Origin of the sequence: Desulfosporosinus shakirovi, from assembly GCF_020595055.1 — a bacterium.
Taxonomy (GTDB): Bacteria; Bacillota; Desulfitobacteriia; order Desulfitobacteriales; family Desulfitobacteriaceae; genus Desulfosporosinus; species Desulfosporosinus shakirovi.
Genome location: NZ_JAJDOO010000017.1, coordinates 49,572 through 72,277 on the forward strand (window position 1 = coordinate 49,572; position 22,706 = coordinate 72,277).

The following is a 22,706-nucleotide window of genomic DNA, read 5'->3' on the forward strand; positions in this document are numbered from 1 at the left end:
GACAGATTAAGGCATAATTAGTATAAAGAATTAGTGACGATACATTGTGCTATAAGAGCACTATGTCCTTCGTTTTATTAAAGCTACTTCTAACAGTCATTGGTTGTTCACTTGAAGGGTTGATTTTGGCGTTTGCGCTTGCTCAGAAAAAGAAAAATCAAGCAAATTTTGAATATCCGGATGAACAAATTCTGATTGCCTGAAGGAGGTAGTTATTAATGCGCAGACAATTCGTAGTTATTGGATTAGGCAGATTTGGAACAAGTGTCGCAAAAACCTTAAGCGACTTAGGACATGATGTTCTAGCAATGGATAAGAACGAACATGCCGTCCATGCCATCATGAATGATGTGACCCAAGCAGTACAGGCTGATGGACGAGAGGAAGAGACACTTCGAGCTTTAGGAGTGCGAAACTTTGATGTTGCAGTTGTAGCGATGGGGGATGACTTAGAAGCAAATATTTTGATTACACTGATGTTAAAAGAAATGGGAATTCCGACTGTAGTTGCCAAAGCTCAATCGTCTCAGCACGGAAAGGTTTTGGAAAAAATCGGAGCAGATCAAATTATTTATCCGGAACAAGATATGGGGATACGCTTAGCTCATAACTTAATTCGTTCAAATGTCATGGACTTTATAGAACTATCACCAGATTATAGCATTTTTGAAATTGCCGCTCCCTCTCGTTTCCTTAAGAAAACGATTGGAGAATTAGATCTAAGAGCTGTGTATGGAATTAATGTCATGGCCATCAAGAAGAAGGGAGAGCATATAGTTGTTGCGCCAGGAGCAGAGGATGTCATAGATGAAAAAGATGTATTGGTGATCCTTGGAAGTAAGAATGCACTTTCGAAATTACCTGAATAATACAGGCATGCCTTAAGTCAAATAAACAGTGATGCAATTCCAAATAAAATCGTTGTTATGCCAGCCGCAATTAACGATGGTTTTAACTTTAAGCGCGCATATTCCATTACTGGCAAATCAAGTATTGCGCAGAGCGTTATGGAATTATCACTCAAAGGGGAGGCGAAAGCTCCAAAGGTTCCACTTGCAAAAACGGCACCAATGACGAGGATAATATTTGATCCGGTTTGGTGGGCGAGAGTTACTGCGAGGGGCATTAACAGACCCCAGGTTCCCCATGATGAACCAATAAAATAGGCTATGAAGCTCCCTAAGATAAAAACTACAGGTGCTATAAAGGTTTCGGGGATCCAACCAATCAAATTTGAAGCAATATAGGTGGAAAACCCTAAATCTTCAGAGACAGCGGATAAGGCCCAAACTAAGGCAAGCATAAGGATAACAGAGACTAATTCATTGCCCCCATCGATGAAATGAGTAACAATTTTGGCAATGCTGAAACGTTGCAAAAGGAAAAGAAGCAAGGATAGAAGTAAGGTAACGAACAGCGCCTCAAGCATAACCCCAAGTGCGTCTGCCTTAACAAAGGCATCAAAAATATTTATTGCATGGGCCTGACCGTTTCGCCAACTTAAATACAGAGTCATAACTAAGACAATACTAAGGGGCAATAATAGATTTAGAGGCTTACTGGGGGTTTCCTTTTCATAAGCTTGCAAACATTTTTGCAAATCTTCTTCCTCCCGCTGGGCATCAGAATCTTCAACCATATCCCCTTGCATGTGGTTGCTCATTTCTCCAAAAAAGCTATAATAAATCCCTATTCCAATTATAACAAGAGAGAAAAAATTAAAAGGTATACTTTTTATGAAGATACTGTAAGGGGATTCATTGATGCCGACCTGCTGCAGCGCTGTCCCTATCAAAGACACCATATATCCGACAAAGGCAGTCGCTGCAGGTACAAGCGCAACAACCGGATTTGAGGTGACTTCAATCATGAAACCGATCTTCTGAGTAGAAATCGGCAATCTTCTTTTCAGCAGTTTCATGATAGGTGCAACAGTTACAATCCGAAAATTGGGATTATTAAAGGTCCCAATTGTTGAAAGCCATATAAGAAGCATTGCCGAGCGTTTTGTTTTTACTTTTCGACTTACTAAGTCAACAAAACCTTTAATTCCTCCAGTCATCCTGGTTAAATTAATGAGGCCAGCAAACATATAGAGGAAAATAATTATACGTATATTATTGGGTTTTACCAAATTGTTGATCAGATAGGAGATAAGTGTAGTAATTCCTCCAAAGAGATCCGGTTGTATGAGATAACTTCCTAGGATCAAACCCGCAAACAATCCTGGCAGAACCTGTTTAGTTAAGACCGCTATAGGAATGACAACGATAAAAGGCAATAGTGAAACCCATGAATTTTCCATTATGACCTACTTTCCGTTTCTGAGTATTTATAAATGTATCTCTCAAGAACTAATTGTATAACAAATTGTTGTTCGAATTTTGCTCACTAATATATTATCCCCAAATTGGCAATCATATATTAAGGTGGCAATCATCGATTTCTTAATGTATTCAAAGAAGGAATCTCTAAATATTTATCGAATTGTAACAGATGGGATTTATTGTTTGTGGAGTAAATTTTAATTTGATAAGGGGATTTTATTTTGGAAAGACAGCCAAGCAACCCGAGTCGTATGGTCGTTATTGAAGACAAACGCAGTGGTGAACGTTTTCTGGTTGACCTCTTAAGGGGGCAAACTTATGACAAAGAACAATATACTAAGATTACCTATGAGGTCCCGTTAAAAAAGGAATTCTGGGATTTGCCCCGATTAGCTAAGTCTAAGTAAGTGAGAAATTTTTGCGTAAAACATTCTTAAATTAAAATATAGACACCCTTCAAGGGTGTCTATATTTTAATTTAAGTGTAAGATAGACCTTATTTGTTCCGATTATTCTGCTTATGCAATTGCACTCAATGTCCATCTCTATGCGAGCAACAGATATTCTTTCTCAGGGAATAATGTTAGGATGGCGAAATGGCCGCGATTTCAATCGTGGCTATTTCTTATAACATCGAGAGATCTCATTAATCATACTTATATTTAGCTATTGCCGAGAGCTGTTGTGGACTCGCCCGAGTAGAGTTTATAGTGTCTTTTAACTTAGAATATTTGAAGTGAACATTGTGTGTATCCGCTGAAGATAGTCTTATGGTAATTCATTGGCATGGAAATTGCTTATGTAATAGCAAAGGATCGAAATTAAGCGGGGAGGAATATGAAGAAATTTAGCATGGAGTTTGATTTGCATACGCATTCCAGTCAGGGCTCGGCCTGCAGCCGTATGAACATTTGGGACTTAATTCACGAAGCGTGTCAGAAAGGTTTGGATGGTGTCTGCATCACGGATCATGATTATTGCTTGGGATCCAAGGGAGTTGGCTAAACTGCACAAGGAACGCGGTCTTCAAGTCTATGGTGGAATTGAATTAATGGCCGAAGCAGTCAGGAGGAAATAAATGCGGTGCGTAAGGCCACAAAAATTTTAGGTAAAAAGAGAACCGGGGGGAGCGACGCCCAAAGTGTACTCAGTGTTGGCTCTTGTGTAACCGTAGTTGATGCCCCAGTTGAGAATGGAAGCGCACCTGGTAGATCTTACAAAATGGATGTATTCAGGCAAAGAAGAAGGAGGTATCACGGAATGTGTTGGGTATGTGATAAATATAGTAACGGAGAAAAATGGTATCTCAACCCGGAAAACTATGCAAGACGTTTATATAAAGTTCGCAAAGAGGGCAAAGAAGCGGCTGGTGCTGATGCAGACCCACAGGCAGCCGGGATGGGTGCCGGCGTGGTGGCAGAGTTAGTTAAGGCTAGAATCAGCGGGGATCAAGAATGGGAGGACGAAATTAAACGCGAAGCCTTGGAACATGCCTATCAAACACATTTTGGACAGGTAGTCACCCTTGATGAATATCTTCAGATTCTGGATATTGCATATCCTTTGGCTAAAATGACCTGCGGATGTCGTCGAGTGCAAAGGGGTATGCCTGATGAGGAAAACTTCACGTGTATGGGCATCGGACCTGGAATGTATAAGTGGGAACGTTGGCCTGAGACTTATCATGGCGGGGTAGAATTCGTTACCCCGGAGGAAGCAAAAGAATGGGCAATGATGAACCACAAGGAAGGAAGAGTTCAGACGGTTGATGTATTTGGCACACCCTACATTGGGGGACTCTGCCAATGCGAGTATCCTGGGTGTGTAGCGGTGCGTAACAGGATCGATTATGACTTTAAATTTTTGCTAAAGGGCCATACAGTGGCTAAAGTAGATCGAGAGAAATGCACAGGGTGTAAAAGTTGCTTGGGCCGGTGTCAGTTTAAAGCTCTAAATCTTGAGGTTTACACGAGCAAAGCTTATATAGACTTAGATCAATGTTTTGGGTGCGGACTCTGTGTAACGGCCTGCCCAAGTGGCGCTATCGAATTAATTGACAGGCAGAGTTTGCCGGGATTAGCCGAAAACTGGTAAAAGGAGGAGAATCTTATGATCGCTCAAATTGGCATTGACTATAACTTATGCAAAGATCCCTTAAACTGTCGCAGGTGTTTGAGTGTATGTCCATCGGTAGTTTTCGTGTGCGGTCCGACGAAAGTCTGGAAAGGACGAGAGAGCGATCCCAATGAATATCGAATCATTGGACGCTATTTCGACAAGTGTTCCGGATGTGGTGATTGTGTCAAGGTTTGTCCTATTGATGCTATACAACTTAATTTTGTCCCCCGTGATCAGTTAGCCCAGAAATATAAGGAGGAAAGGGCAACTCAATTAAAAAAACGTAATTTTTAACTTATTTGGGAAAAAATAATAATTTTAAAAACAAAGGGGAGTTAAGTATGGCTTTGGATTTTAAGGTTTTACAAAAAGTCAAAGGCAACCCCAGTGCAGAGGCAGCACCTGGGCGCAGGTTAAAGATAAACCCCGGTCAGGATTATGTCTATGATCTTTCTAAGGAGCTAATTTATGCTGTGAACAAGGAATTCCCAATTGAAAGTCTGTTTAGCTCAGACGAAGTAAGAAGCGAGGAATTTCTGGTAAAACAGGGGAAGGATTTTATGAACCTTGTAATAAGCAACGCTGATTCCGACGCCTACCGAGATAGGACGGCGGATATGATTGAACGTGTAGCTCAGCAAACTGGGATTCGTTTTCCCCATGTCTTTGAACGATATGTTGAACTTGCCATTTTAGCTTTACGTCCACGAGATGCCTGGACGGTTACAGAAGCAACCACAAAGGTCTTAAAAGTGCGCAGTTTTAACTGCAGCCTAGGCAAGAAGTTCGGTGAAAAAGAGATAAACAACTGCCAGACTTTCTGCTTGGCAGCTTGTCAAGTGGCAGCAGAACAAGCTGGAACTCCCGTGCAAATGACTTGTAAAAATGAGGCAGACGGCAGCGGGCTATGTGAACTCACCTTTCAAAAGGTGTAAGGAGGTTAATCGTGCACATTGGACATAACGAGGATGACCTTGATCATGAGAGCTTAGCTATGCGTCATTTAGGTGAGGGTATTTTTAAAGAACGTGCTGGCCATCTTTATGAAGCTTTAAATGAATATATGGTAGCAAATGCTCTTGATCCAGATTTAGAAATAATACAGACCAAACTGGGCGAACTCAAGAAGAAAATGAGTCTTTAAAGTGGCTATTACTTATGGCAAAAGGAAGGAGGGCGGAGAATATAATAATTGGCAAAGAATTAATTGGCCTTGAGAGCAAGTTGCTCCCATTGAAAATTAGACATGAAGATGTGCGCAGGTTCGCAGAAGCCATTGGGATTCGGTTCAATGACCGAGTGCCTGCAACTTTTGTGGGAACATTAGTTCAGGCAATTATTCCCGGAGTAGAATTGCCGGCACCTGGCATGATTCACGGAGAACAGAATATAACATACTATCGTCCGCTCTGTGTGGGGGATAGTCTTAATTATAAGAAGTGCGTTAAAGATGTTTATGAACGCAGTGGCAAGCTAGGGAAGAGGATGTTTGTAGTGCTCGAAACTACTGGTTATGATTTGGCCGGAGAATTGGTATTTGCCAGTAGTTCTGTCTTGATTGCACCTTCTAAGGAGGAAGGCGAATGAAAAGCCTATTAGATTATCAGGTTGCAGAACCCCTTCCTATCCGAGAATGGGTTCCTAGTGACTTGCAAGTACGTCAATACGCGGAGGCTACAGGGGATTTTAATCCGATTCATTTAGATGATGATTATGCCCGCCAAGCCGGTCTGGAGGGGGCGATAGTGCACGGCATGTTAACAATGGCTCAAATGGGTGCCATGCTAACAGATTGGATCGGTGAAGAAGGGATGCTCGGTAAATTCAATGTGCGATTTGAGCAAATAGTCCGACCAAATGATAAGATAACCTGCTCTGGTTCTATTAAAGCGCGATCGAAAAACACCTTGGTTTGTATTTTAGAAGCCTCTAACAACAAGAAGGAGAGAGTTTTATCCGGCTTGGCATACGTCATGCTTAAAAGCTAAATCACTGTTAATGAGTCCTTTTTGATCTTCATATATGCGAGACGGACCTGTTTAAATGAATAAAAAATATTGTGCGTTTTAGTATACAACGGTTTGCACGAATGCCCCTAGAAACACAAAAAGGCCTGACCAAGGTCTTTTTGTGTTTCTAGGGGCATTAAATTATATCAAGAATATTTGAACTATTTAAAGATTTATCCTTTACTTCAATTAACCAGCTTCTATATAATGGTGATAAAAAGCAAAGAGAATGGGGGAAAAACATGAGTGTCGGAGTCCATGCTGTCACAACCAGCGATTTTCCACAATGGGACAGAGAACTATTGTTTCATATATTGGATAATATTCATGACGTAGTGCTTGTTATTGATTCCGATACGACGATTGTTTATGCAAACGAGGCTTATGCTAAAATTCTTGGAGTGCCTGTCGCTAAAGTATTAGGGCGAAGATTAGACAAGATTGAGCCAAAAGCGGCGGCGATTGAAATATTGCGAACGGGTAAGCCAACCAGTGGTGCAGACTATCTGGATTCCTTAGGGATCGATGTGGTAGGGAGCTCCTTTCCTTTATATAATGGCGACAGTGTTATTGGCTGTGTTTCTACATTTAAAAACATAACTGAAGTCGTTGAATTAAACCGTGAGCTGCAACAAACCAAGGGACTCGCGGACTATTTAAAAGAGCAGTTAGAACAGTGGGAACAACTACCTCTTTCCTTCAAGGAATATGTAGGACAAAACAGGAACGTGAAAGAGACATTGGTGTTGGCGGCCAAGGTAGCGCGCACGGATAGTACAGTATTAATCCGCGGTGAAAGCGGTGTAGGCAAAGAAGTATTGGCAAGAGCAGTACATAACAGCAGCCGTCGTAAAGATATGCCACTGATTAAGGTGAATTGTGCAGCTATACCTGAGGACTTAATAGAGAGCGAACTCTTTGGCTATGAAGACGGTGCTTTTACGGGTGCAAAAAAGGGAGGGAAGCTGGGGAAATTTGAGTTGGCTCACAGCGGCACAATTTTCTTGGACGAAATTGGGGATATGAGCTATACCATGCAAGCAAAACTACTGCGAGTGTTACAAGAAAAAGAGTTTGAACGAGTAGGAGGAACTAAACCCATAAAAGTCAATATTCGGGTGATCGCGGCCACAAACCGTGATTTAGAAAGTATGATCAAACAAGGCACTTTCCGACGTGACTTATATTACCGCTTAAATATCGTTCCTCTTAATTTAACTCCACTGCGTGAGCGTAAAGATGACATTTTAGCTCTGGCTAAAACCTTCCTTGCTCAGTTCGCTCGAGAAGTTGGTCATGAGCTGATATTGTCTCCCCAAGTCGTAGGCTTTTTTCAAGATTACGATTGGCCCGGTAACATTAGGGAATTGCAAAATGTATTAGAACACGCAAGTATTGTGTGTAACGGTATGATTATCGAAATGTATCATTTGCCAGCTCAATTAATACCGTCTACTTTCGATCAATATGACAATATGAGGGACTCTTCTTCGGTAAAAGAGATTATTGCATCTGTGGAAAGGGAACTTATTTTATCGGCTTTAGTCACTCATAAGAATAATCGTACGAAGGCAATGGAGGCATTAGGCTTTTCCCGGCGAGTATTTTATGATAAGTTACGTCGGTATGGTATAAAGTAATTCGTCCAGCTAAGGTAAAAGGGGTTTAGGCGCATGTGCGTTTTACGCACTAAATTATAGTTGAGGAATCGAGCTTTGTATCTAATTCCATACGGATTAAGTAACTTCCAACGGGCGGATCTGCCTGTTGGAAGTTTTTTTAGAAATTATCTCTACCTTCCAGCTGTTACGCCTACTTTGTCATCACCGCAATTTCTAATTAGGCATGCTTTTTGCAAAGATGAGTGGTAAGTAAATATTCGGAAAATTTAAAACTGATATGATTAACGAACAAAATTAGGGGGTGTTCAAATGGCTTATGAAACGATAATTGTGGAAATAGAAGAGGGAATCGCAGTACTTACTCTTAATCGCCCCATGGTACTCAATGCTCTAAACAATCAGGTCTTTTACGAGTTGGCTGAAGCTGCTTCAACGATAGCTGCTGATCCGTCTGTGCGTGTCATGATCATCACAGGTGGGGATAAGGTATTTGCCGCAGGAGCGGATATCGGTCAGATGGCTTCTGCATCCGCTGTGGATGTGACAACAAGCGATAACCCCTCGCATCGAGCATTTCACTTAATTGAAAATATGCCTAAGCCAGTCATCGCGGCGGTTGCTGGTTATGCTTTAGGTGGCGGGTGTGAACTTACATTAGTTGCGGATGTACGAATCGCTGCCGACAATGCTCTGTTTGGCTTACCCGAAATAAAGCTGGGTATTTTGCCAGGGGGCGGCGGAACACAGCGTTTACCTCGTCTAATCGGTGCTGGCAAGGCGAAAGAACTAATATTTGGCGGGGATTTTATTAAGGCAGATGAGGCCTTGAGCATGGGTATTGTCAATAAAGTAGTGCCTGCAGATCAGTTATTCACTGAGGCTAAGAAAATGGCAAAACGCTTTGCTGAACGAGGTGCTGTTGCTTTACGTCTGGCTAAATCATGCGTGAATGAAGGGCTTAAAATGGACTTGGAGTCAGCTTTGCAGCACGAACATAAATGTTTCAGTCTTCTTTTTGCGACTGAGGATCAAAAAGAAGGCATGAAAGCCTTTTTGGAAAAAAGACCTGCAAGATTTCAGGGGCGTTAGGGTTAAGATCATGTAAGAATATCAGACAAACGAGGGTAAGCATCGACGGATTGGATGATTAAACTATGAATTGAAAGGGGTTTGACTATGAGAACAAGAGCTCAGTATATTGAGAGATTAGGCAAAATGAACAACAACCTCTATTGCAATGGACAGAAAATGGATAGGCTGGATGAGCGTCAAGAAGGGACTATCAATGTCATGGGCTTGACCTTTGACGCGGCCTGGGATCCCGCCAGCAAGGATCTTTGTACAGCGACGTCCCACATTACAGGAGAAATCATTAATCGCTTTAACCACATTCATCAGAGTGTAGAAGATCTACATAAAAAGCAAGACATGACTCGATTTATGTGTAATAAGGTTGGTCAGTGCATTCAACGGTGTATGGGGATAGATGCTGCCAACGCTATCAATGCCGTTTCTTTTGAAGCTCAGAAGTCCCCTAAGGCTAAAACTACCTATCATGACAACTGGCTTAAGTGGCTGGAGCGGTTTCAAAGAGAAGATCTTGTAGCAAGCTGCGCTCAAACCGATGTCAAGGGTGAACGTCTGAAGCGGCCAGCCGAACAAGATGATCCTGACATGTATGTCCACGTTGTAGAAGAGCGAAGTGACGGCATTATCGTCCGTGGTTCCAAAGTCCATATTTCTGAAGCTTCGATATCCGATGAAATATTGATAGTGCCTAACCGGGCCCTTAAAAAAGGGGAAGAGGCTTATGCCTTGGCCTTTGCTGTCCCTTCGGATTATGAAGGCATAAAGCAGGTTGTCCATATTCACAATACTCGCAAGCGTGATCATTATCAAAGAGGAATTGAATATGGTTATACGGATTCATATATCATATTCGAAGACTGTTTCATTCCCTGGGAACGCGTATTCCTATGCGGAGAAACTCAGCATGGAGGGATCGCCGCCCTATTGTTTGCTCTTTTCCACCGCCATTCATATTCTGGATGCAAGCCAGCCATGCTTGATTATGTCATTGGTCTGAGCGGTTTGGCGGCTGAAATAAATGGAATTGAGAGCACCCCGCATGTGCGTGAGATGCTGTCCAAGCTGATCATGACCGGTGAATTGGGATATGCAGCAGGTTATACGGCATCTGATTTTGGCAAGCCAGAAGTTTACATCCCAGGAGTAGGAGTCATGAAGTATGGCCCGGGCAGCTATATCCCAAACTCAATCTATGCCAACGTTGGAAGGTGTCTAACCGGGGAAGCCGTCTTCCATGAGCAAGAGATTCTCTGCAACATAGCAGGGGGTATGCCTGCAACGTTTCCTTATGAAAAGGACCTTGTAAATCCAGAAACTAAACATTTGCTGGAAAAGTATCTTAACCGAAACCCGAAGATTCCCATTGAGGATCAAATCAAGTTCTGGTTGAACTTTGCTGATTTTGGTCTTTCCAGTTTCTCGGGACCAACACAATACGGTGCCTACCATGGCGGGGGATCACCGATTATGGAGCAGATTGCCATAACTTCCCAGTACGACTTAGAGTCTAAAAAAGACATTGTCCGCGCTATTGCCGGGATGTCACCTAGGTCTAAGAAAAAATAGAGAAGAATAAATCACAGGATAGTTCGGATGACTTAAATGAAGATAAGAAATTGGCTCGATTATTACCTTGACATGACCAGATCTGTAGTATTTAAGTCGCTATGACTTTTATAGTCTTAGGAGAGAGGATGATTATCCATGGCAAGTAACTATATTTTTAGCAATCGTGACCACAAGTTTATTCTAAAAGAGTGGCTGGACGGAAGAAAAATTCTTAGCTTAAAACGCTTTCAGGACTATTTAAGCATAGAGGATGTTGATGGAATTCTTGATCAGTCCTTAAAAGTATGCAGAGACGTTGTCGCTCCCACGAATGATGACGGTGACACAATCGGAGCGATCTTTAAAGATGGAAAGGTTACAGTTCCGCCCTCTTTTCATAAAGCTTTCAAATTCATTCAAGAAAATGGGTGGGGGGCCAGCAACAGTGATGTAGATGGAGAAGGTGCCCTTCCGGAGATCCTTAACCAAGCTGTACGCGAGTTTATTATTGGTGCAAACCCATCTTTGTCTCCCTATGTTGGGTTGTGCGGGGGGATAGCATCTGTAATCAAAGCCTTCGGGTCTCCGGAACAGGTCGCTCTTTTTACTCCGAAAATGTTCGAGGGAGTTTGGGAAGGAACTATGTGCCTAACTGAACCAGGCGGCGGTTCTGATGTTGGGGATATGACAACCAAGGCTTATGCTACAGAAAACCCCTTAATTTATAAGGTGAAAGGCACTAAGTGTTTCATCACCGGAGGGGATCACGATCTTACAGATAACATCATTCATCTGGTACTGGCTCGAGTGGCTGGCGCCGCTCCCGGAACCAAAGGTTTGTCTTTATTCATTGTGCCAAAGATCTGGGTTAATGAAGACGGCAGTTTGGGAGAAGCCAATGATGTTGCTACGGTTGGGATTGAACATAAAATGGGTCTCAAGGGTTCGTCTACAGCAGTGCTTAGTTTCGGAGATGAAGGGCAATGCCGCGGTATCCTGTTAGGAAGCGCACCGGATGAAAAAGGGTTTGGACAGGGTATGGCCCAAATGTTTATGATGATCAACGGTTCACGCTTGGATACAGGGCACAGTGCCCTTGCAGTAGCAACAGTAGCCTATAATAATGCAGTTCACTATGCTAGAGAACGTATTCAGGGTCGACCTATTCACAATCCCAAAGGGGACAGGGTTCCCATTATTCAGCATGAGGATATAAGGCGTATGCTTCTTACCCAAAAAGCGACCCTAGAGGCAATGAGAGCTATGATCTTTAAGGGCTACTATTATCAGGATTTAATCGTATTTGGGGATGATCCTGCCGATGTGAATAAAGCCAAACGTTCCATAGAAGTTATCACTCCTCTAGTAAAAGCGTATTGCTCTGACCAAGGGTGGTTAATGATTACGGAAGCCATTCAAGTTTTTGGCGGATATGGGTTTACCGAGGAATACCCAGTGGCGCGTCAAGCCAGGGACGTCAAGATTTACTCTATCTGGGAGGGGACCAATTTCATACAGTCAATGGACTTAGTCGGTCGTAAATGGAATCTGGATAAAGGGAATATTTTTAAAGAATGGCTAATGGAGATTGCAACATTTGTCCAGGCGAACCAGAATCACGACACTTTTGCCCATGAGTTTAAGGTTCTCGGTAAAGCATTATTAGCCTATCAGGAACTTCTGGGCACGGTTTTAGGTTACTTTAAAGAAAATATCCGACTCGTTCCTTTATACAGTACAAGAATTTTGCGCATTACAGCTGAACTATATGGGGGCTATTTACTAATTCAACAAGCTATAGTTGCCCTGGAAAAACTGAAACAAGGAGATGATGACAAAGATTTCTATAACGGGAAAATCCAGACTGCCAAGTTTTATCTACTAAATATTGTGCCTGATGTAATGGCAACAGTGAAGGTTATTAAGGAAGGGGATACTTCCGCCATTGATATTCCAGAAGGAGCTTTCTAAGGTTTCGTTAAGTCGGTTCTCTTATGCTTGGCATGAAGTTATTTCATTACGTTTTGTGCCTTGAGCGAGTGAAAGGAATGGATATAAAAATGAAAATTGAGGACGTAAAGAAGATTGGAGTCGTTGGAGCAGGTATCATGGGGCATCAAATTGCCTTGAGCGCTGCTTTGGCCGGCTATAAGGTTAGTTGTACAGATATTAATCCAGAAATGCTGGGCAAGGCTGAGGAATTTGCCCGCACATATTTCCCGGAAAGAGTTGCCAAAGGAAAATTAACTCAACAACAGGTCGACCTCGCTTTGGCGAATATTTCATTTACTCAATCCCTTGAAGAGGCCATTGGAGATGCAGATTTTGTCATCGAGGCTGCTGTCGAAAAGATTAACGTAAAACGCGATCTCTTTGCCAACCTGGATAAAATAGCTCCTCCTCACGCGATTTTAGCCACCAATAGTTCCTTTATTGTCAGTTCAAAAATTGCCGATGCTACGAATCGTCCTGATAAAGTCTGCAATATGCATTTTTTTAATCCTGCCCTGATCATGAAACTAGTTGAGGTTGTTCAAGGACCGCATACGTCCACAGAAACTGCCCAAATAACCATGGAACTATGCGAAAAAATGGGCAAAAACGGTGTTTGGCTGAAGAAGGAGATTTACGGCTTCTTAGTTAATCGCATCCTCGTCGCTCTTCATCATGAAGCCCAGTTTCTTGCAGAGATGGGGATAGCCACTCCTGAAGAAATTGACTTGGCAGTAACTAATGCTTTAGGGCATCCTATCGGGCCCTTCCGTTTAATAGATCTTACAGGTATAGATCTGGCTTATTATGTCACGATGGAACATTATCAAGAAACTGGCGACCCCAAAGATAAGCCTTCCCCATTAATTGTGGAGAAATTTGCCAAGGGAGAATGGGGTAGGAAAACCAAGAAAGGTTTTTATTCCTATGAATAATGACTAATAATCCAATTGCTTAAAAAGGGAGGGTAGTTTCAATGCTTAAGGAAGCGGTATCTCTAGTTAGAGTAACGGATGTTTATGAATCTCTTCAGAAGTGCTTAAGCCTATGTGATGGATTTGCAGGACTTGGGACAAATGACAAAATCCTAATTAAACCAAACGTCGTATGTTGGGAATATAAATTACCATTTCCGCCTTATGGTGTCATTACTACCAGTTTAGTGATGGATGCCTTGGTACGCATCTTAGCTGAACACGGCTTTAGTGATTTGACAATTGGCGAAGGCGCTCTACAATCCCTGATACCTGATATAAATGTCGTTTATGAAACTTTAGGATATAAGAAATTACAGGAGCGTTACGGAGTTAAGCTTGTGGATTTTAACCAAGGAGAGTTTAGCTCAATAGATTATGGAGATGGCTTTCAAATTGATCTTGCCAAACAAGCCCTGGAAGCAGACAAAATTATCAATGTTCCGGTCTTAAAAACTCATAATCAGGCTAAAGTGTCCTTAGGCATTAAGAACCTCAAAGGGTGCTTGAATAAAAAATCCAAACAGGCTTGTCATGGTGTGGGGGATAAGGAGCTGAGCCAAATGTTCCCCCGTATTATTGAAAAGTTACCAGTGGCGTTGACCATTATCGATGGCCTTTATACCTTGGAGAAAGGTCCGGGACCTACTGGAAGAGCATTTCGCAAGGATGTACTGATAGCGTCGCGTGATTCTTTTGCCTGCGACCTTGTGGGGTCAGCCATCTTAGGCTATCAAGCGAAGGAGGTGGAACATCTAACTAATTATGCTAAGCGTCACGGATACAGCATGGATTTGGCAGATTACGAGGTCAAAGGGGAAAAGGTTACAGATCTTCAGGAATTTGTTGACTATGATTGGGAATGGTCGGAAGCAGATACTGGTCCGGCAGGGTTCGAAAAGCGGGGAATTACGGGACTTGCAATCCGAAAGTATGACAGTAGTCTATGTACGGGCTGTTCTGTTGTGTACAATCCCATGTTAATTCTTTTCTCTTCAGCCTTTAAGGGAGAGCCCTTTCCAAATGTAGAGGTCGTCAGTGGCAAGCAGAGACTAGCTGCCGAGGGTTTTGACAAGACCGTCCTCTTTGGAAAATGTGCTTGTCACTTGAATAAGAATAATCCCAATATCAAAAAGGCAATCCCAATATGGGGATGTCCGCCCGATCTGGAAAAGTTCGTAGCGGCGTTAGCCGAAGAGGGAATTAAGTGTAACTATAAGGAGTATTTACGATTCCTTGATTACTTAGTTGGTCGCTACAAGGAAGAAGAGGGTTTCAGGTTAAAGGATTGGTCGATAGAATAGATTTTAATTGTTGCGCCCAGATGCCATCAGCGAAGAAATGAGAGGAGGATATAAATGCAGATTCATAAAGTAGCGGTATTGGGGTCAGGCGTGATGGGAAGTACCATCGCAGCCCATTTGGCCAATGCCGGAATCCCGAGCCTGTTGTTGGATATTGTCCCTTCCAAGCTCTCAGCAAAAGAGGAAGCAGCCGGATTGACCCTAGAGGACCGTAAGGTTCGAAATAGCATTGCTGAAGCTAATAAGAGTAAATTGGTAAAAATGAATCCCACTCCCTATTTAGTCCCGGAGTTTGCGGAACGAATTGAGGCAGGAAATTTAAGTGATGATTTGGGGCGTTTAAGTGAAGTAGACTGGGTAATTGAGGTTGTAGTAGAGCGCCTCGATATCAAAGTAGACCTTTTTAAAAAGATCGCTGCCAATGTCCGTCCGGGGACAATTGTCAGCTCAAATACGTCGGGTATTTCTTTGAAAGCTATGGTGGAGGGGCTTCCAGAAGAATTTACTAGATATTTCCTGGGAACGCACTTTTTTAACCCCCCTCGCTATATGAAACTCTTGGAAATAATTTCTGGGCCTAATACCGATCCAGAGGTCATCACATTCCTAAGCGAATTCGGAGAGCGGGTCTTGGGTAAAGGAGTTGTCATGGCCAAAGATACTCCTAATTTTATTGCCAATCGGATTGGTGCCGTCGGCTCTCCAGTAATACTTAAGGAAATGCTTCGAACAGGTCTGACTGTAGAGGAAGTTGATGCTTTGACCGGACCTGTTATGGGTCGTCCGAAGAGTGCATCGTTTCGAACGATAGACCTCGTCGGATTGGATACTTTTATCCATTCCAACAATAACGTTGCCGAAGGTGTACCGGCAGAAAAAGATGATTTTATATTGCCAGAGTTTATCCAAACCATGCTGAAAAATGGTTGGTTGGGTGATAAAACCAAACAAGGCTTTTACAAAAAGTCTAAAGGCCCTAAAGGCAAAGTCATTGAAGTCCTAGACATTCCAACCATGACATATGGCCCACAGAAGCCTGTGAAATTTGCTTCTTTAGAAAAGGCAAAACAGGCAAAAGGTTTGCCGGAAAAACTTCGCACCTTAGTAAACGGTGATGATATTGGCTCAGAGTTTTCTTGGAATGTTTTGAAGGCATCCTTACTATATGCTGCTACGATCGTTAAAGATATTGCAGACGACATCACAGCAATCGATCAAGCAATGCGTTGGGGATACAACTGGGAACTGGGTCCCTTTGAGTTGTGGGATGCCTTGGGAGTCAAGGCAACTGCGGACCGTATCCTTGCCGAAGGTGGTAGGATTCCCCCACTTGTGGAGGAACTGCTTTCTAAAGGATATACGACTTTCTATCAGAAGACAGAAGATGGACAGACGGCTTATTACGATACCGGAACATACCATGAAAAAACCTTGAGTCCTTACTCCTTTTCATTTAAGCAAGCGCATAAAGCAGGTAAGGTTATATTGGGAAATAATGGAGCAAGCTTGATAGATCTCGGAGACGGTGTGGCTTGCTTAGAATTTCACTCACCTAACAACTCTATTGGTGAAGATATCGTCACTATGATCCAAAAATCGTTGCAAGAAGTAGAAGATAACCATCTGGGAATGGTTATCGGAAATCAAGGTAAGAATTTCTGCGTGGGTGCAAATCTTATGCTCATTCTCTTGGAAGCTGAAGAACAGAATTGGGATCAGATCGACCTGATGATACGTGCTTTACAAAATGAAACAATGGCTCTCAAATATGCCAAAAAACCTGTGGTTGCAGCTCCTTTCGGGATGACCCTCGGCGGGGGTGCAGAAATTTGCTTGCATACCCACGCTATTCAGGCCTCTTCAGAAACTTACATGGGACTTGTTGAAGTGGGGGTAGGCTTGATTCCTGGCGGCGGCGGAACTAAAGAAATGGCAGTAAGGGCGATGGAAGGAGTTCTTCCGGGTATACAAGTTTCACCGGATTATTTCTTTGGGAAGCGGTTTGAAGCGATTGCCATGGCCCAAGTTTCGACGAGTGCTGAAAAAGCCCGTCAGCTTGGCTTTTTGCGGGATCATGATCGTTACAGCATGAATTCTGAACACGTCATTTTGGACGCTAAGGCCCGAGTCATTGATTTGGCACGTAATTTTAGGCCTAATCTGCCAACTAAAGTTAAACTTGCAGGTCCAGGTGTTCGTGCAACTTTGGAGTTGGCTTTATATGGAATGCGCCAAGGGAATTATATATCTGATTATGATCGGTATTTGGGCAATAAGCTGGCCTACGCTATGACCGGTGGAGATCGGCCTGCAGGGATGCTGGCTGATGAGCAATATCTCTTAGATCTTGAACGAGAAGCCTTTATGAGCTTGCTTGGCGAAGCAAAGACCCAGGATCGCATTCGCCACATGCTTGCTAAAGGGAAGCCATTACGGAATTAGGGGGGAAAAAGAATGCAAGAAGCTTATATAATCCAAGCCAAGCGGACGGCTGTTGGAAAGTCAGGAAAAGGGTCTTTGGTCCAAGTGAGACCGGATGATTTGGGCGCTTATGTTATCCAGGACATTCTTAAAAATGTACCTGTTCTTGATACAAAAGATATCGAGGATTGTGTTATCGGTTGTTCCTTCCCTGAAGCAGAGCAAGGAATGAATGGGGCTAGAATTATTGCTATGCGTGCGGGTCTCCCGATTGATGTTTGCGGAGTAACAGTTAATCGCTTTTGTTCATCCGGACTGCAAGCGATTTCCATGGCAGCGGATCGAATTCGCTTGGGTGAAGCCGACGTTATGATTGGCGGTGGAATTGAAAACATGTCAATGGTCCCAATGGTTGGCAACAAACCTGCCCCCAATCCTTACATGATCGTGAATAAACCTGAGGTTTATATTTCAATGGGGATAACTGCTGAAAATGTAGCTGCTAAATATGAAATAACTCGAGAACAACAAGATGAATTTGCAGCAGCAAGCCATAAGAAGGCCTGGGAAGCTCAGAACAATGGACGCTTTGATGATGAGATAGTGCCAATTCCTTTGCCGACTTGGGGAAAACCGGGTGAAAAATGGTTTAGCAAAGATGAAGGGATTCGTCCGGAGACTACGCTCGAATCGTTAAGTAAATTGAGACCTGTTTTTAAAAATGGCGGCTCTGTTACGGCGGGAAACTCCTCTCAGACCAGTGATGGTGCAGCAATGACTCTTATGATGTCGGAGCAAAAGGTCAAGGCTTTAGGGTTGAAACCTTTAGCAGTTTGGCGCGGATTTGCTGTGGCCGGGGTGGAACCGGAACTTATGGGGATTGGGCCGATCAAGGCTATTCCTAAAGTTCTTAAGCAGGTAGGTTTGACTCTTGACCAAATCGATTTATTTGAGTTAAATGAAGCTTTTGCCTCTCAGTCCTTGGCGATTTTAAAGACGCTGGAGATTGATCCTGCAAAGGTGAACGTTAATGGTGGGGCTATTGCCTTTGGACATCCACTTGGGTGTACGGGCGCTAAGCTTACAGCTACACTTTTAAGTGAGATGACCAAGCGGAAGTTGAAGTATGGTATGGTGACTATGTGCATTGGGGGGGGGATGGGGGCTGCTGGCGTTTACGAGATAGTATAGGGATTTGGGGTCGTTGTGAAAGTCAGAGGAAATTGCCCGTTCACCCACGTTCCCGTTCCCTGGCTCGCTGGATGCTGAAGGAATTTCGCCAACCTCTGGGAGGCGCGAGATGTGAACCTGGGCGAAATTGGCCCTTCAGCATCGGAGCTCGCTTTAACGTGAACTCCCACGTATGGGTTCACTATGCAATTGTCCCCTTTCTTTCTGGTCGACTGGGGTAGGAAGGAGGAAAATTTAAAATAGATTTAGGAAGGTGTAAAAAATTTTAAAATAAATTATCAGAAAATTCATATTAATGAGTAAACTGTTGTTTTATTTTCATATAGAAAGGGAGTCTCAGCGAGTGACACAATTTATGGATTGTCAAGTTTAACAAAAGAAATTTGAGGAGGCAGGCTATGGATGAACATGTACGCGAAGATTGGCCTGGTAATTTAGATCCGAACTTGACTTATTTTAAGGGGCAGAGGCCTTTACACGAGTATTTGAGGGATAATGCTCGTCTAAATCCGGAGAGGATTGCGATTATATGGTATGGGCGTGAGATTTCCTATGGGGAGTTAGATGATCTTAGCGAGCGGTTTGCGTCCTTTTTATCGAGTTCTGGAGTCAAGAGGGGTGAGCGTGTAGCACTTTTTCTCTCCAATTGTCCACAGTATTTTATTGCTCATTATGGCATCCAGAAAATCGGGGCGGTTGTCAGTCCTTGCAGTCCATTGTTTAAGGAGTGGGAACTGGAGTACCAGTTAATTGACATGGAAGCTAAGGTCATTGTAGCGGCGGACAGTTTGTACGGTGTTGTTGCTAAGGTACAATCTAAAACTAAGATCGAGCAGATTATTCTAACCAATTATGGGGATTTTCTTCCGGATAAACCTTGGTTGAATGTCCCAGCCGAGGTTTGCAAACCTAAGCCGATCATATCGGATGCTCAAGACATGCTTTCGGTTATAAACGATGTGAAAGGCTCAGTACCTGCTGTGGACGTTAACATGGATGATATTAGTCTAATGGTTTACACTTCCGGCACGACGGGTAAACCAAAGGGGGCTATGCTTTCTTACGGGAATGCTCTCTTTAAAACCGCGGCTGCAACCCAAAGCAACCGAATATTGGAGGAGGATATTTTTCTTACTGTGGTACCGCTTTACCACATCGCTGGGATGTTATTGGGGCTTAATTGCCCAATTTATGCTAACGCGAGCATGGTGCTTTTGTATCGGTTTGATCCGCTCACCATTTTGCAAGCAATTGATCGGTATAAATGTACGTGGTGGTATAGCGTTGTTCCTATGAATGTCGCAGTTATGCAGGAGCCAAATGCTGGACAATATGATATTTCCTCCTTAAGAACAACTAGAGGTACCAGTTTTGGGATTAACCTGACCCAGGAGATTGCTGAGGCTTGGGCTAAGTTCACGGGAGGCTGCCAGATTTGTGAGGGGGCCTACGGTCTAAGTGAGACTCACACCGCGGACACCTTTATGCCTTCGAATGCTGTTAAGTGGGGAACTCAAGGTATTCCTACCTATGAAACAAAGATACGCATTGTTGATCAGGAAACCGGCAAGGAAAAGCCAGTTGGAGAAATGGGAGAAATAGTTATCTCCACTCCAGGTGCTTTCAAAGGCTATTGGAATAAACCTGAAGAAAGTGCTCAGACTCTGCGTGAGGGATGGATATACACTGGAGATATGGGGCAGCTGGATGCAGAAAATTATTTAATCTTCTGCGGACGATTCAAAGAGATGATTAAGGTAAGCGGGTACAGTGTGTTCCCAGAGGAAGTGGAAGCCATGCTGATGCGGCATGAAGGGATAGCCCAGGCAGCAGTTACAGGTGTACCCGATGCCCAAAAAGGGGAAGTAGTAAAAGCCCATGTCGTTCTCAAATTGGGTCAAAGCACTCATATTACGGAGCAGAACATTATGGACTGGGCTAAACAAAGAATGGCTCCGTACAAGGCCCCGCGCTATGTGGAATTTCGGGAGTCCTTACCAGCCACCGGAGCAGGAAAAGTGTTACGAAGGCTGTTAAAAGAAAAACAGAACTAGAGATTAGAAATGTAAAAGTTGATCGACAAGTCTTACCTGTGTTAGGTGGTTAAGAATAATGCAAAGAAGAGTGATGCAAAGAAGAGAAGGTGAGAAGATTTAAGAATTAGTTTTATAGGTCATAAGGCGAAGATATAAGAAAAGATCTGTTTTCGCTGTTTTATGCCTATGATTAAATAACTAAAAGTAAGAGGAGGAAAAGGGATGACGGAAAACGAGAGAGTATGGTTAAAAAGCTATCCTGCCAATGTAAGGTACCATATTGATTATCCCAATAAGTCACTAGGTCAGATGTTTGACGAGACAGTCTCCAAAATGCCGGATACTCCTGCCATGATTTTTGCAGGTCATGCCGTTACTTATAGACAATTCGGTGATCAGGTCGACCGCTTTGCCACTGCTTTAGCTGATCTGGGTGTTACAAAAGGGGAACGTGTGGGGCTGATGGGTCCTAATTGTCCTCAATGGGAAGTCGCTTTCTTTGCTTTGCTCAAATTGGGTGTGATCGTCGTCCAGACAAACCCTATGTACGTTGAACCAGAAATTGCCCATCAGATGAATGATTCAGGGGCAACCACGATCATTGTGTTTGAAATGATGTATCCTCGTGTAAAGAACGTACTCCAGGAGACCCCCCTGCAAAGAGTCATAGTTTTTAATTTTATGGCACCGGTCAAAGCAGCCCCGGACATGTATTCATACGATGATCTAATCAAATGTGAGCCGGCTCTTCCTGGAGTAGCCATTGACCCTGCAGAAGATTTGGCGGTTTTGCAATATACGGGTGGTACAACGGGTATCTCTAAAGGGGTTATGCTCACTCACAATAATCTTAGCGCTAATACCCAACAAGTTATTGAATGGTCAATTGACATGAAGTATGGAGATGAACGAATTCTCACGATCTTGCCAGTATTTCATGTATATGGTATGACGGACTGCGTTAATTATGCAGTGGCAGTAGCCGCTACTCAGATAATATTGCCTCGGTTTGACCCCGATCAGGTATTGGAAACGATTCGTGCCTACAAGCCTACTTTGTTTCCCGGGGCACCAACTATGTTTATGGCCTTGAATATTCACCCCCGCATTGCGGAATACCATGAGAGCCTAGCTGAAATAAAAGTTTGCACGAGTGGTTCCGCTCCTTTGCCCTTAGAGGTTGCTCAGAAGTTTGGTGTGGTGACGCATGGTAAGGGAAATCTGGTGGAAGGATACGGGCTTTCCGAAGCATCCCCAATAACCCATTGCAATCCCCTTGATCGCCCTACGCGAGCTGGCTCCATTGGATTACCTCTTCCCGACACGGATTATATAATCACTGATCTGGAAACGGGTGACAAGGAACTCCCCATAGGGGAAATAGGAGAATTATGTATTCGTGGTCCGCAAGTAATGAAAGGATACTGGGAAAAACCGCAGGAGACGGCTGAAACCTTGCGTAATGGCTGGTTGCATACTGGTGATATGGCAAGAATGGATGAAGAGGGTTTCTGTTATATTATCGACCGTAAGAAAGATATGATTATTGCAGGGGGGTTCAACGTATATCCCCGTGATATTGAAGAAGTTTTATATAAACATCCTAAAGTTAAAGAAGTAGTTGTGGCAGGAGTGCCTGACGCCTATCGAGGCGAGACGGTTAAAGCATTTATTGTCTTGCAAGCTAATATCGAAGCAACTGAGCAAGAATTTATTGATTATTGCCGGAAAAAGTTAGCCGCTTTTAAAGTCCCACGTCTTGTTGAGTTTAGAAATGAATTACCTAGGACGATCGTAGGTAAAGTTTTGCGTCGTCAGCTAGTTGAAGAGGAGAAGGCGAAAATGCAAGCTGCTGCCAGCCAAACATCGGAAAGATCTGAATAATTTGGAATGTATACTATATTATTTGATTGAATTATCGTTTAATCTAGCTAAAACAGTTGAATCATTGGTGTTCTTATGTTAAGTTAAATTAAAGGAAAATTTATATATAATGAGAGCAAAGACGCTTGAGAAAGTTTGTATCTAGATTTAGAGTACATTCTTTTAAGAGCGCTTTTTTTTTCAGAACATTT

General features: G+C 43.1%; 22 protein-coding genes. 21 read left to right on the forward strand and 1 reads right to left on the reverse strand.

The features are described from left to right. Positions 1 to 62: 62 nt before the first annotated feature. The gene (locus LJE72_RS15230; protein WP_229248578.1) at positions 63 to 203 is read left to right on the forward strand and encodes a hypothetical protein; all 141 of its coding nucleotides are present in this window, start codon (positions 63 to 65) and stop codon (positions 201 to 203) included. Between the two features lie 15 nt (positions 204 to 218). Next, positions 219 to 869 carry a potassium channel family protein gene (locus LJE72_RS15235; RefSeq protein WP_229248580.1) on the forward strand — a complete coding sequence of 217 codons (651 nt, stop codon included), beginning with the start codon at positions 219 to 221 and terminating at the stop codon, positions 867 to 869. 17 nt (positions 870 to 886) lie between these two features. On the opposite strand, the gene LJE72_RS15240 is transcribed toward LJE72_RS15235, so the two are convergent. Next, positions 887 to 2,305 carry a Na+/H+ antiporter NhaC family protein gene (locus LJE72_RS15240; protein ID WP_229248582.1) on the reverse strand — a complete coding sequence of 473 codons (1,419 nt, stop codon included), beginning with the start codon at positions 2,303 to 2,305 and terminating at the stop codon, positions 887 to 889. A 243-nt stretch (positions 2,306 to 2,548) separates the two neighbouring features. Here LJE72_RS15240 and LJE72_RS15245 point away from each other — a divergent pair, with 243 nt between their 5' ends. The 19 genes from LJE72_RS15245 to LJE72_RS15330 all read left to right on the forward strand — a co-directional run bounded on the left by LJE72_RS15245 (position 2,549) and on the right by LJE72_RS15330 (position 22,515). Then, the gene (locus LJE72_RS15245) at positions 2,549 to 2,734 is read left to right on the forward strand and encodes a hypothetical protein (protein WP_229248584.1); all 186 of its coding nucleotides are present in this window, start codon (positions 2,549 to 2,551) and stop codon (positions 2,732 to 2,734) included. A 445-nt stretch (positions 2,735 to 3,179) separates the two neighbouring features. Further along, positions 3,180 to 3,332: a PHP domain-containing protein gene (locus LJE72_RS26555; RefSeq protein WP_312038936.1), complete on the forward strand. Its 153-nt coding sequence runs from the start codon at positions 3,180 to 3,182 to the stop codon at positions 3,330 to 3,332. After that, on the forward strand, positions 3,277 to 3,405 hold the full coding sequence (locus tag LJE72_RS26300) for a hypothetical protein (protein ID WP_282437913.1): 129 nt from the start codon (positions 3,277 to 3,279) through the stop codon (positions 3,403 to 3,405). The genes LJE72_RS26555 and LJE72_RS26300 overlap by 56 nt, the downstream gene beginning before the upstream one ends. A 5-nt stretch (positions 3,406 to 3,410) precedes the next feature. Further along, positions 3,411 to 4,421 (forward strand): 4Fe-4S binding protein, encoded by a 1,011-nt coding sequence (locus LJE72_RS15255; protein WP_229248586.1) that lies wholly within the window; start codon positions 3,411 to 3,413, stop codon positions 4,419 to 4,421. 15 nt (positions 4,422 to 4,436) lie between these two features. Next, positions 4,437 to 4,739, forward strand: coding sequence for a 4Fe-4S binding protein (locus LJE72_RS15260; RefSeq protein WP_229248588.1), 303 nt, complete (start codon positions 4,437 to 4,439; stop codon positions 4,737 to 4,739). Positions 4,740 to 4,786: 47 nt separating this feature from the next. Further along, positions 4,787 to 5,380 carry a hypothetical protein gene (locus tag LJE72_RS15265; protein ID WP_229248590.1) on the forward strand — a complete coding sequence of 198 codons (594 nt, stop codon included), beginning with the start codon at positions 4,787 to 4,789 and terminating at the stop codon, positions 5,378 to 5,380. Between the two features lie 11 nt (positions 5,381 to 5,391). Continuing rightward, positions 5,392 to 5,589, forward strand: a complete 198-nt coding sequence (locus tag LJE72_RS15270; protein WP_229248591.1) for a hypothetical protein — start codon at positions 5,392 to 5,394, stop codon at positions 5,587 to 5,589. A gap of 14 nt (positions 5,590 to 5,603) precedes the next feature. Next, entirely contained in the window at positions 5,604 to 6,032 is a 429-nt protein-coding gene (locus tag LJE72_RS15275) for an FAS1-like dehydratase domain-containing protein (protein WP_229248592.1), read from the forward strand. Beyond that, entirely contained in the window at positions 6,029 to 6,433 is a 405-nt protein-coding gene (locus LJE72_RS15280; RefSeq protein WP_229248593.1) for a MaoC family dehydratase, read from the forward strand. The genes LJE72_RS15275 and LJE72_RS15280 overlap by 4 nt, the downstream gene beginning before the upstream one ends. 263 nt (positions 6,434 to 6,696) lie before the next feature. Continuing rightward, on the forward strand, positions 6,697 to 8,094 hold the full coding sequence (locus LJE72_RS15285) for a sigma-54 interaction domain-containing protein (RefSeq protein WP_229248594.1): 1,398 nt from the start codon (positions 6,697 to 6,699) through the stop codon (positions 8,092 to 8,094). A 291-nt stretch (positions 8,095 to 8,385) separates the two neighbouring features. Next, positions 8,386 to 9,165 carry an enoyl-CoA hydratase/isomerase family protein gene (locus LJE72_RS15290; RefSeq protein ID WP_229248595.1) on the forward strand — a complete coding sequence of 260 codons (780 nt, stop codon included), beginning with the start codon at positions 8,386 to 8,388 and terminating at the stop codon, positions 9,163 to 9,165. A gap of 87 nt (positions 9,166 to 9,252) precedes the next feature. Then, positions 9,253 to 10,731: a 4-hydroxyphenylacetate 3-hydroxylase family protein gene (locus LJE72_RS15295; protein ID WP_229248596.1), complete on the forward strand. Its 1,479-nt coding sequence runs from the start codon at positions 9,253 to 9,255 to the stop codon at positions 10,729 to 10,731. Between the two features lie 138 nt (positions 10,732 to 10,869). Then, the gene (locus tag LJE72_RS15300; RefSeq protein WP_229248598.1) at positions 10,870 to 12,684 is read left to right on the forward strand and encodes an acyl-CoA dehydrogenase; all 1,815 of its coding nucleotides are present in this window, start codon (positions 10,870 to 10,872) and stop codon (positions 12,682 to 12,684) included. Positions 12,685 to 12,773: 89 nt separating this feature from the next. Next, the gene (locus LJE72_RS15305; RefSeq protein WP_229248599.1) at positions 12,774 to 13,640 is read left to right on the forward strand and encodes a 3-hydroxyacyl-CoA dehydrogenase family protein; all 867 of its coding nucleotides are present in this window, start codon (positions 12,774 to 12,776) and stop codon (positions 13,638 to 13,640) included. Between the two features lie 41 nt (positions 13,641 to 13,681). Continuing rightward, entirely contained in the window at positions 13,682 to 14,983 is a 1,302-nt protein-coding gene (locus LJE72_RS15310) for a DUF362 domain-containing protein (RefSeq protein ID WP_229248601.1), read from the forward strand. 54 nt (positions 14,984 to 15,037) lie between these two features. Continuing rightward, the gene (locus LJE72_RS15315; protein ID WP_229248602.1) at positions 15,038 to 17,425 is read left to right on the forward strand and encodes a 3-hydroxyacyl-CoA dehydrogenase/enoyl-CoA hydratase family protein; all 2,388 of its coding nucleotides are present in this window, start codon (positions 15,038 to 15,040) and stop codon (positions 17,423 to 17,425) included. A 12-nt stretch (positions 17,426 to 17,437) separates the two neighbouring features. Continuing rightward, on the forward strand, positions 17,438 to 18,595 hold the full coding sequence (locus LJE72_RS15320) for a thiolase family protein (protein ID WP_229248603.1): 1,158 nt from the start codon (positions 17,438 to 17,440) through the stop codon (positions 18,593 to 18,595). Positions 18,596 to 18,993: 398 nt separating this feature from the next. Beyond that, on the forward strand, positions 18,994 to 20,649 hold the full coding sequence (locus tag LJE72_RS15325) for an AMP-binding protein (protein ID WP_229248604.1): 1,656 nt from the start codon (positions 18,994 to 18,996) through the stop codon (positions 20,647 to 20,649). 204 nt (positions 20,650 to 20,853) lie between these two features. After that, entirely contained in the window at positions 20,854 to 22,515 is a 1,662-nt protein-coding gene (locus tag LJE72_RS15330; RefSeq protein WP_229248605.1) for a long-chain-fatty-acid--CoA ligase, read from the forward strand. Positions 22,516 to 22,706: the final 191 nt, after the last annotated feature.

What these genes read in the sequence shown, in the direction of transcription:
- LJE72_RS15290 (WP_229248595.1), top strand. Translation starts at nt 8,386, where the DNA reads ATGGCTTATGAAACGATAATTGTGGAAATAGAAGAGGGAATCGCAGTA.
- LJE72_RS15310 (WP_229248601.1), top strand. Translation starts at nt 13,682, where the DNA reads ATGCTTAAGGAAGCGGTATCTCTAGTTAGAGTAACGGATGTTTATGAA.
- LJE72_RS15305 (WP_229248599.1), top strand. Translation starts at nt 12,774, where the DNA reads ATGAAAATTGAGGACGTAAAGAAGATTGGAGTCGTTGGAGCAGGTATC.
- LJE72_RS15300 (WP_229248598.1), top strand. Translation starts at nt 10,870, where the DNA reads ATGGCAAGTAACTATATTTTTAGCAATCGTGACCACAAGTTTATTCTA.
- LJE72_RS15280 (WP_229248593.1), top strand. Translation starts at nt 6,029, where the DNA reads ATGAAAAGCCTATTAGATTATCAGGTTGCAGAACCCCTTCCTATCCGA.
- LJE72_RS15260 (WP_229248588.1), top strand. Translation starts at nt 4,437, where the DNA reads ATGATCGCTCAAATTGGCATTGACTATAACTTATGCAAAGATCCCTTA.
- LJE72_RS15285 (WP_229248594.1), top strand. Translation starts at nt 6,697, where the DNA reads ATGAGTGTCGGAGTCCATGCTGTCACAACCAGCGATTTTCCACAATGG.
- LJE72_RS15325 (WP_229248604.1), top strand. Translation starts at nt 18,994, where the DNA reads ATGGATGAACATGTACGCGAAGATTGGCCTGGTAATTTAGATCCGAAC.
- LJE72_RS15315 (WP_229248602.1), top strand. Translation starts at nt 15,038, where the DNA reads ATGCAGATTCATAAAGTAGCGGTATTGGGGTCAGGCGTGATGGGAAGT.
- LJE72_RS26300 (WP_282437913.1), top strand. Translation starts at nt 3,277, where the DNA reads ATGGTGTCTGCATCACGGATCATGATTATTGCTTGGGATCCAAGGGAG.
- LJE72_RS15235 (WP_229248580.1), top strand. Translation starts at nt 219, where the DNA reads ATGCGCAGACAATTCGTAGTTATTGGATTAGGCAGATTTGGAACAAGT.
- LJE72_RS15320 (WP_229248603.1), top strand. Translation starts at nt 17,438, where the DNA reads ATGCAAGAAGCTTATATAATCCAAGCCAAGCGGACGGCTGTTGGAAAG.
- LJE72_RS15295 (WP_229248596.1), top strand. Translation starts at nt 9,253, where the DNA reads ATGAGAACAAGAGCTCAGTATATTGAGAGATTAGGCAAAATGAACAAC.
- LJE72_RS15265 (WP_229248590.1), top strand. Translation starts at nt 4,787, where the DNA reads ATGGCTTTGGATTTTAAGGTTTTACAAAAAGTCAAAGGCAACCCCAGT.
- LJE72_RS15230 (WP_229248578.1), top strand. Translation starts at nt 63, where the DNA reads ATGTCCTTCGTTTTATTAAAGCTACTTCTAACAGTCATTGGTTGTTCA.
- LJE72_RS15240 (WP_229248582.1), bottom strand. Translation starts at nt 2,305, where the DNA reads ATGGAAAATTCATGGGTTTCACTATTGCCTTTTATCGTTGTCATTCCT.
- LJE72_RS15275 (WP_229248592.1), top strand. Translation starts at nt 5,604, where the DNA reads ATGGCAAAAGGAAGGAGGGCGGAGAATATAATAATTGGCAAAGAATTA.
- LJE72_RS15330 (WP_229248605.1), top strand. Translation starts at nt 20,854, where the DNA reads ATGACGGAAAACGAGAGAGTATGGTTAAAAAGCTATCCTGCCAATGTA.
- LJE72_RS26555 (WP_312038936.1), top strand. Translation starts at nt 3,180, where the DNA reads ATGGAGTTTGATTTGCATACGCATTCCAGTCAGGGCTCGGCCTGCAGC.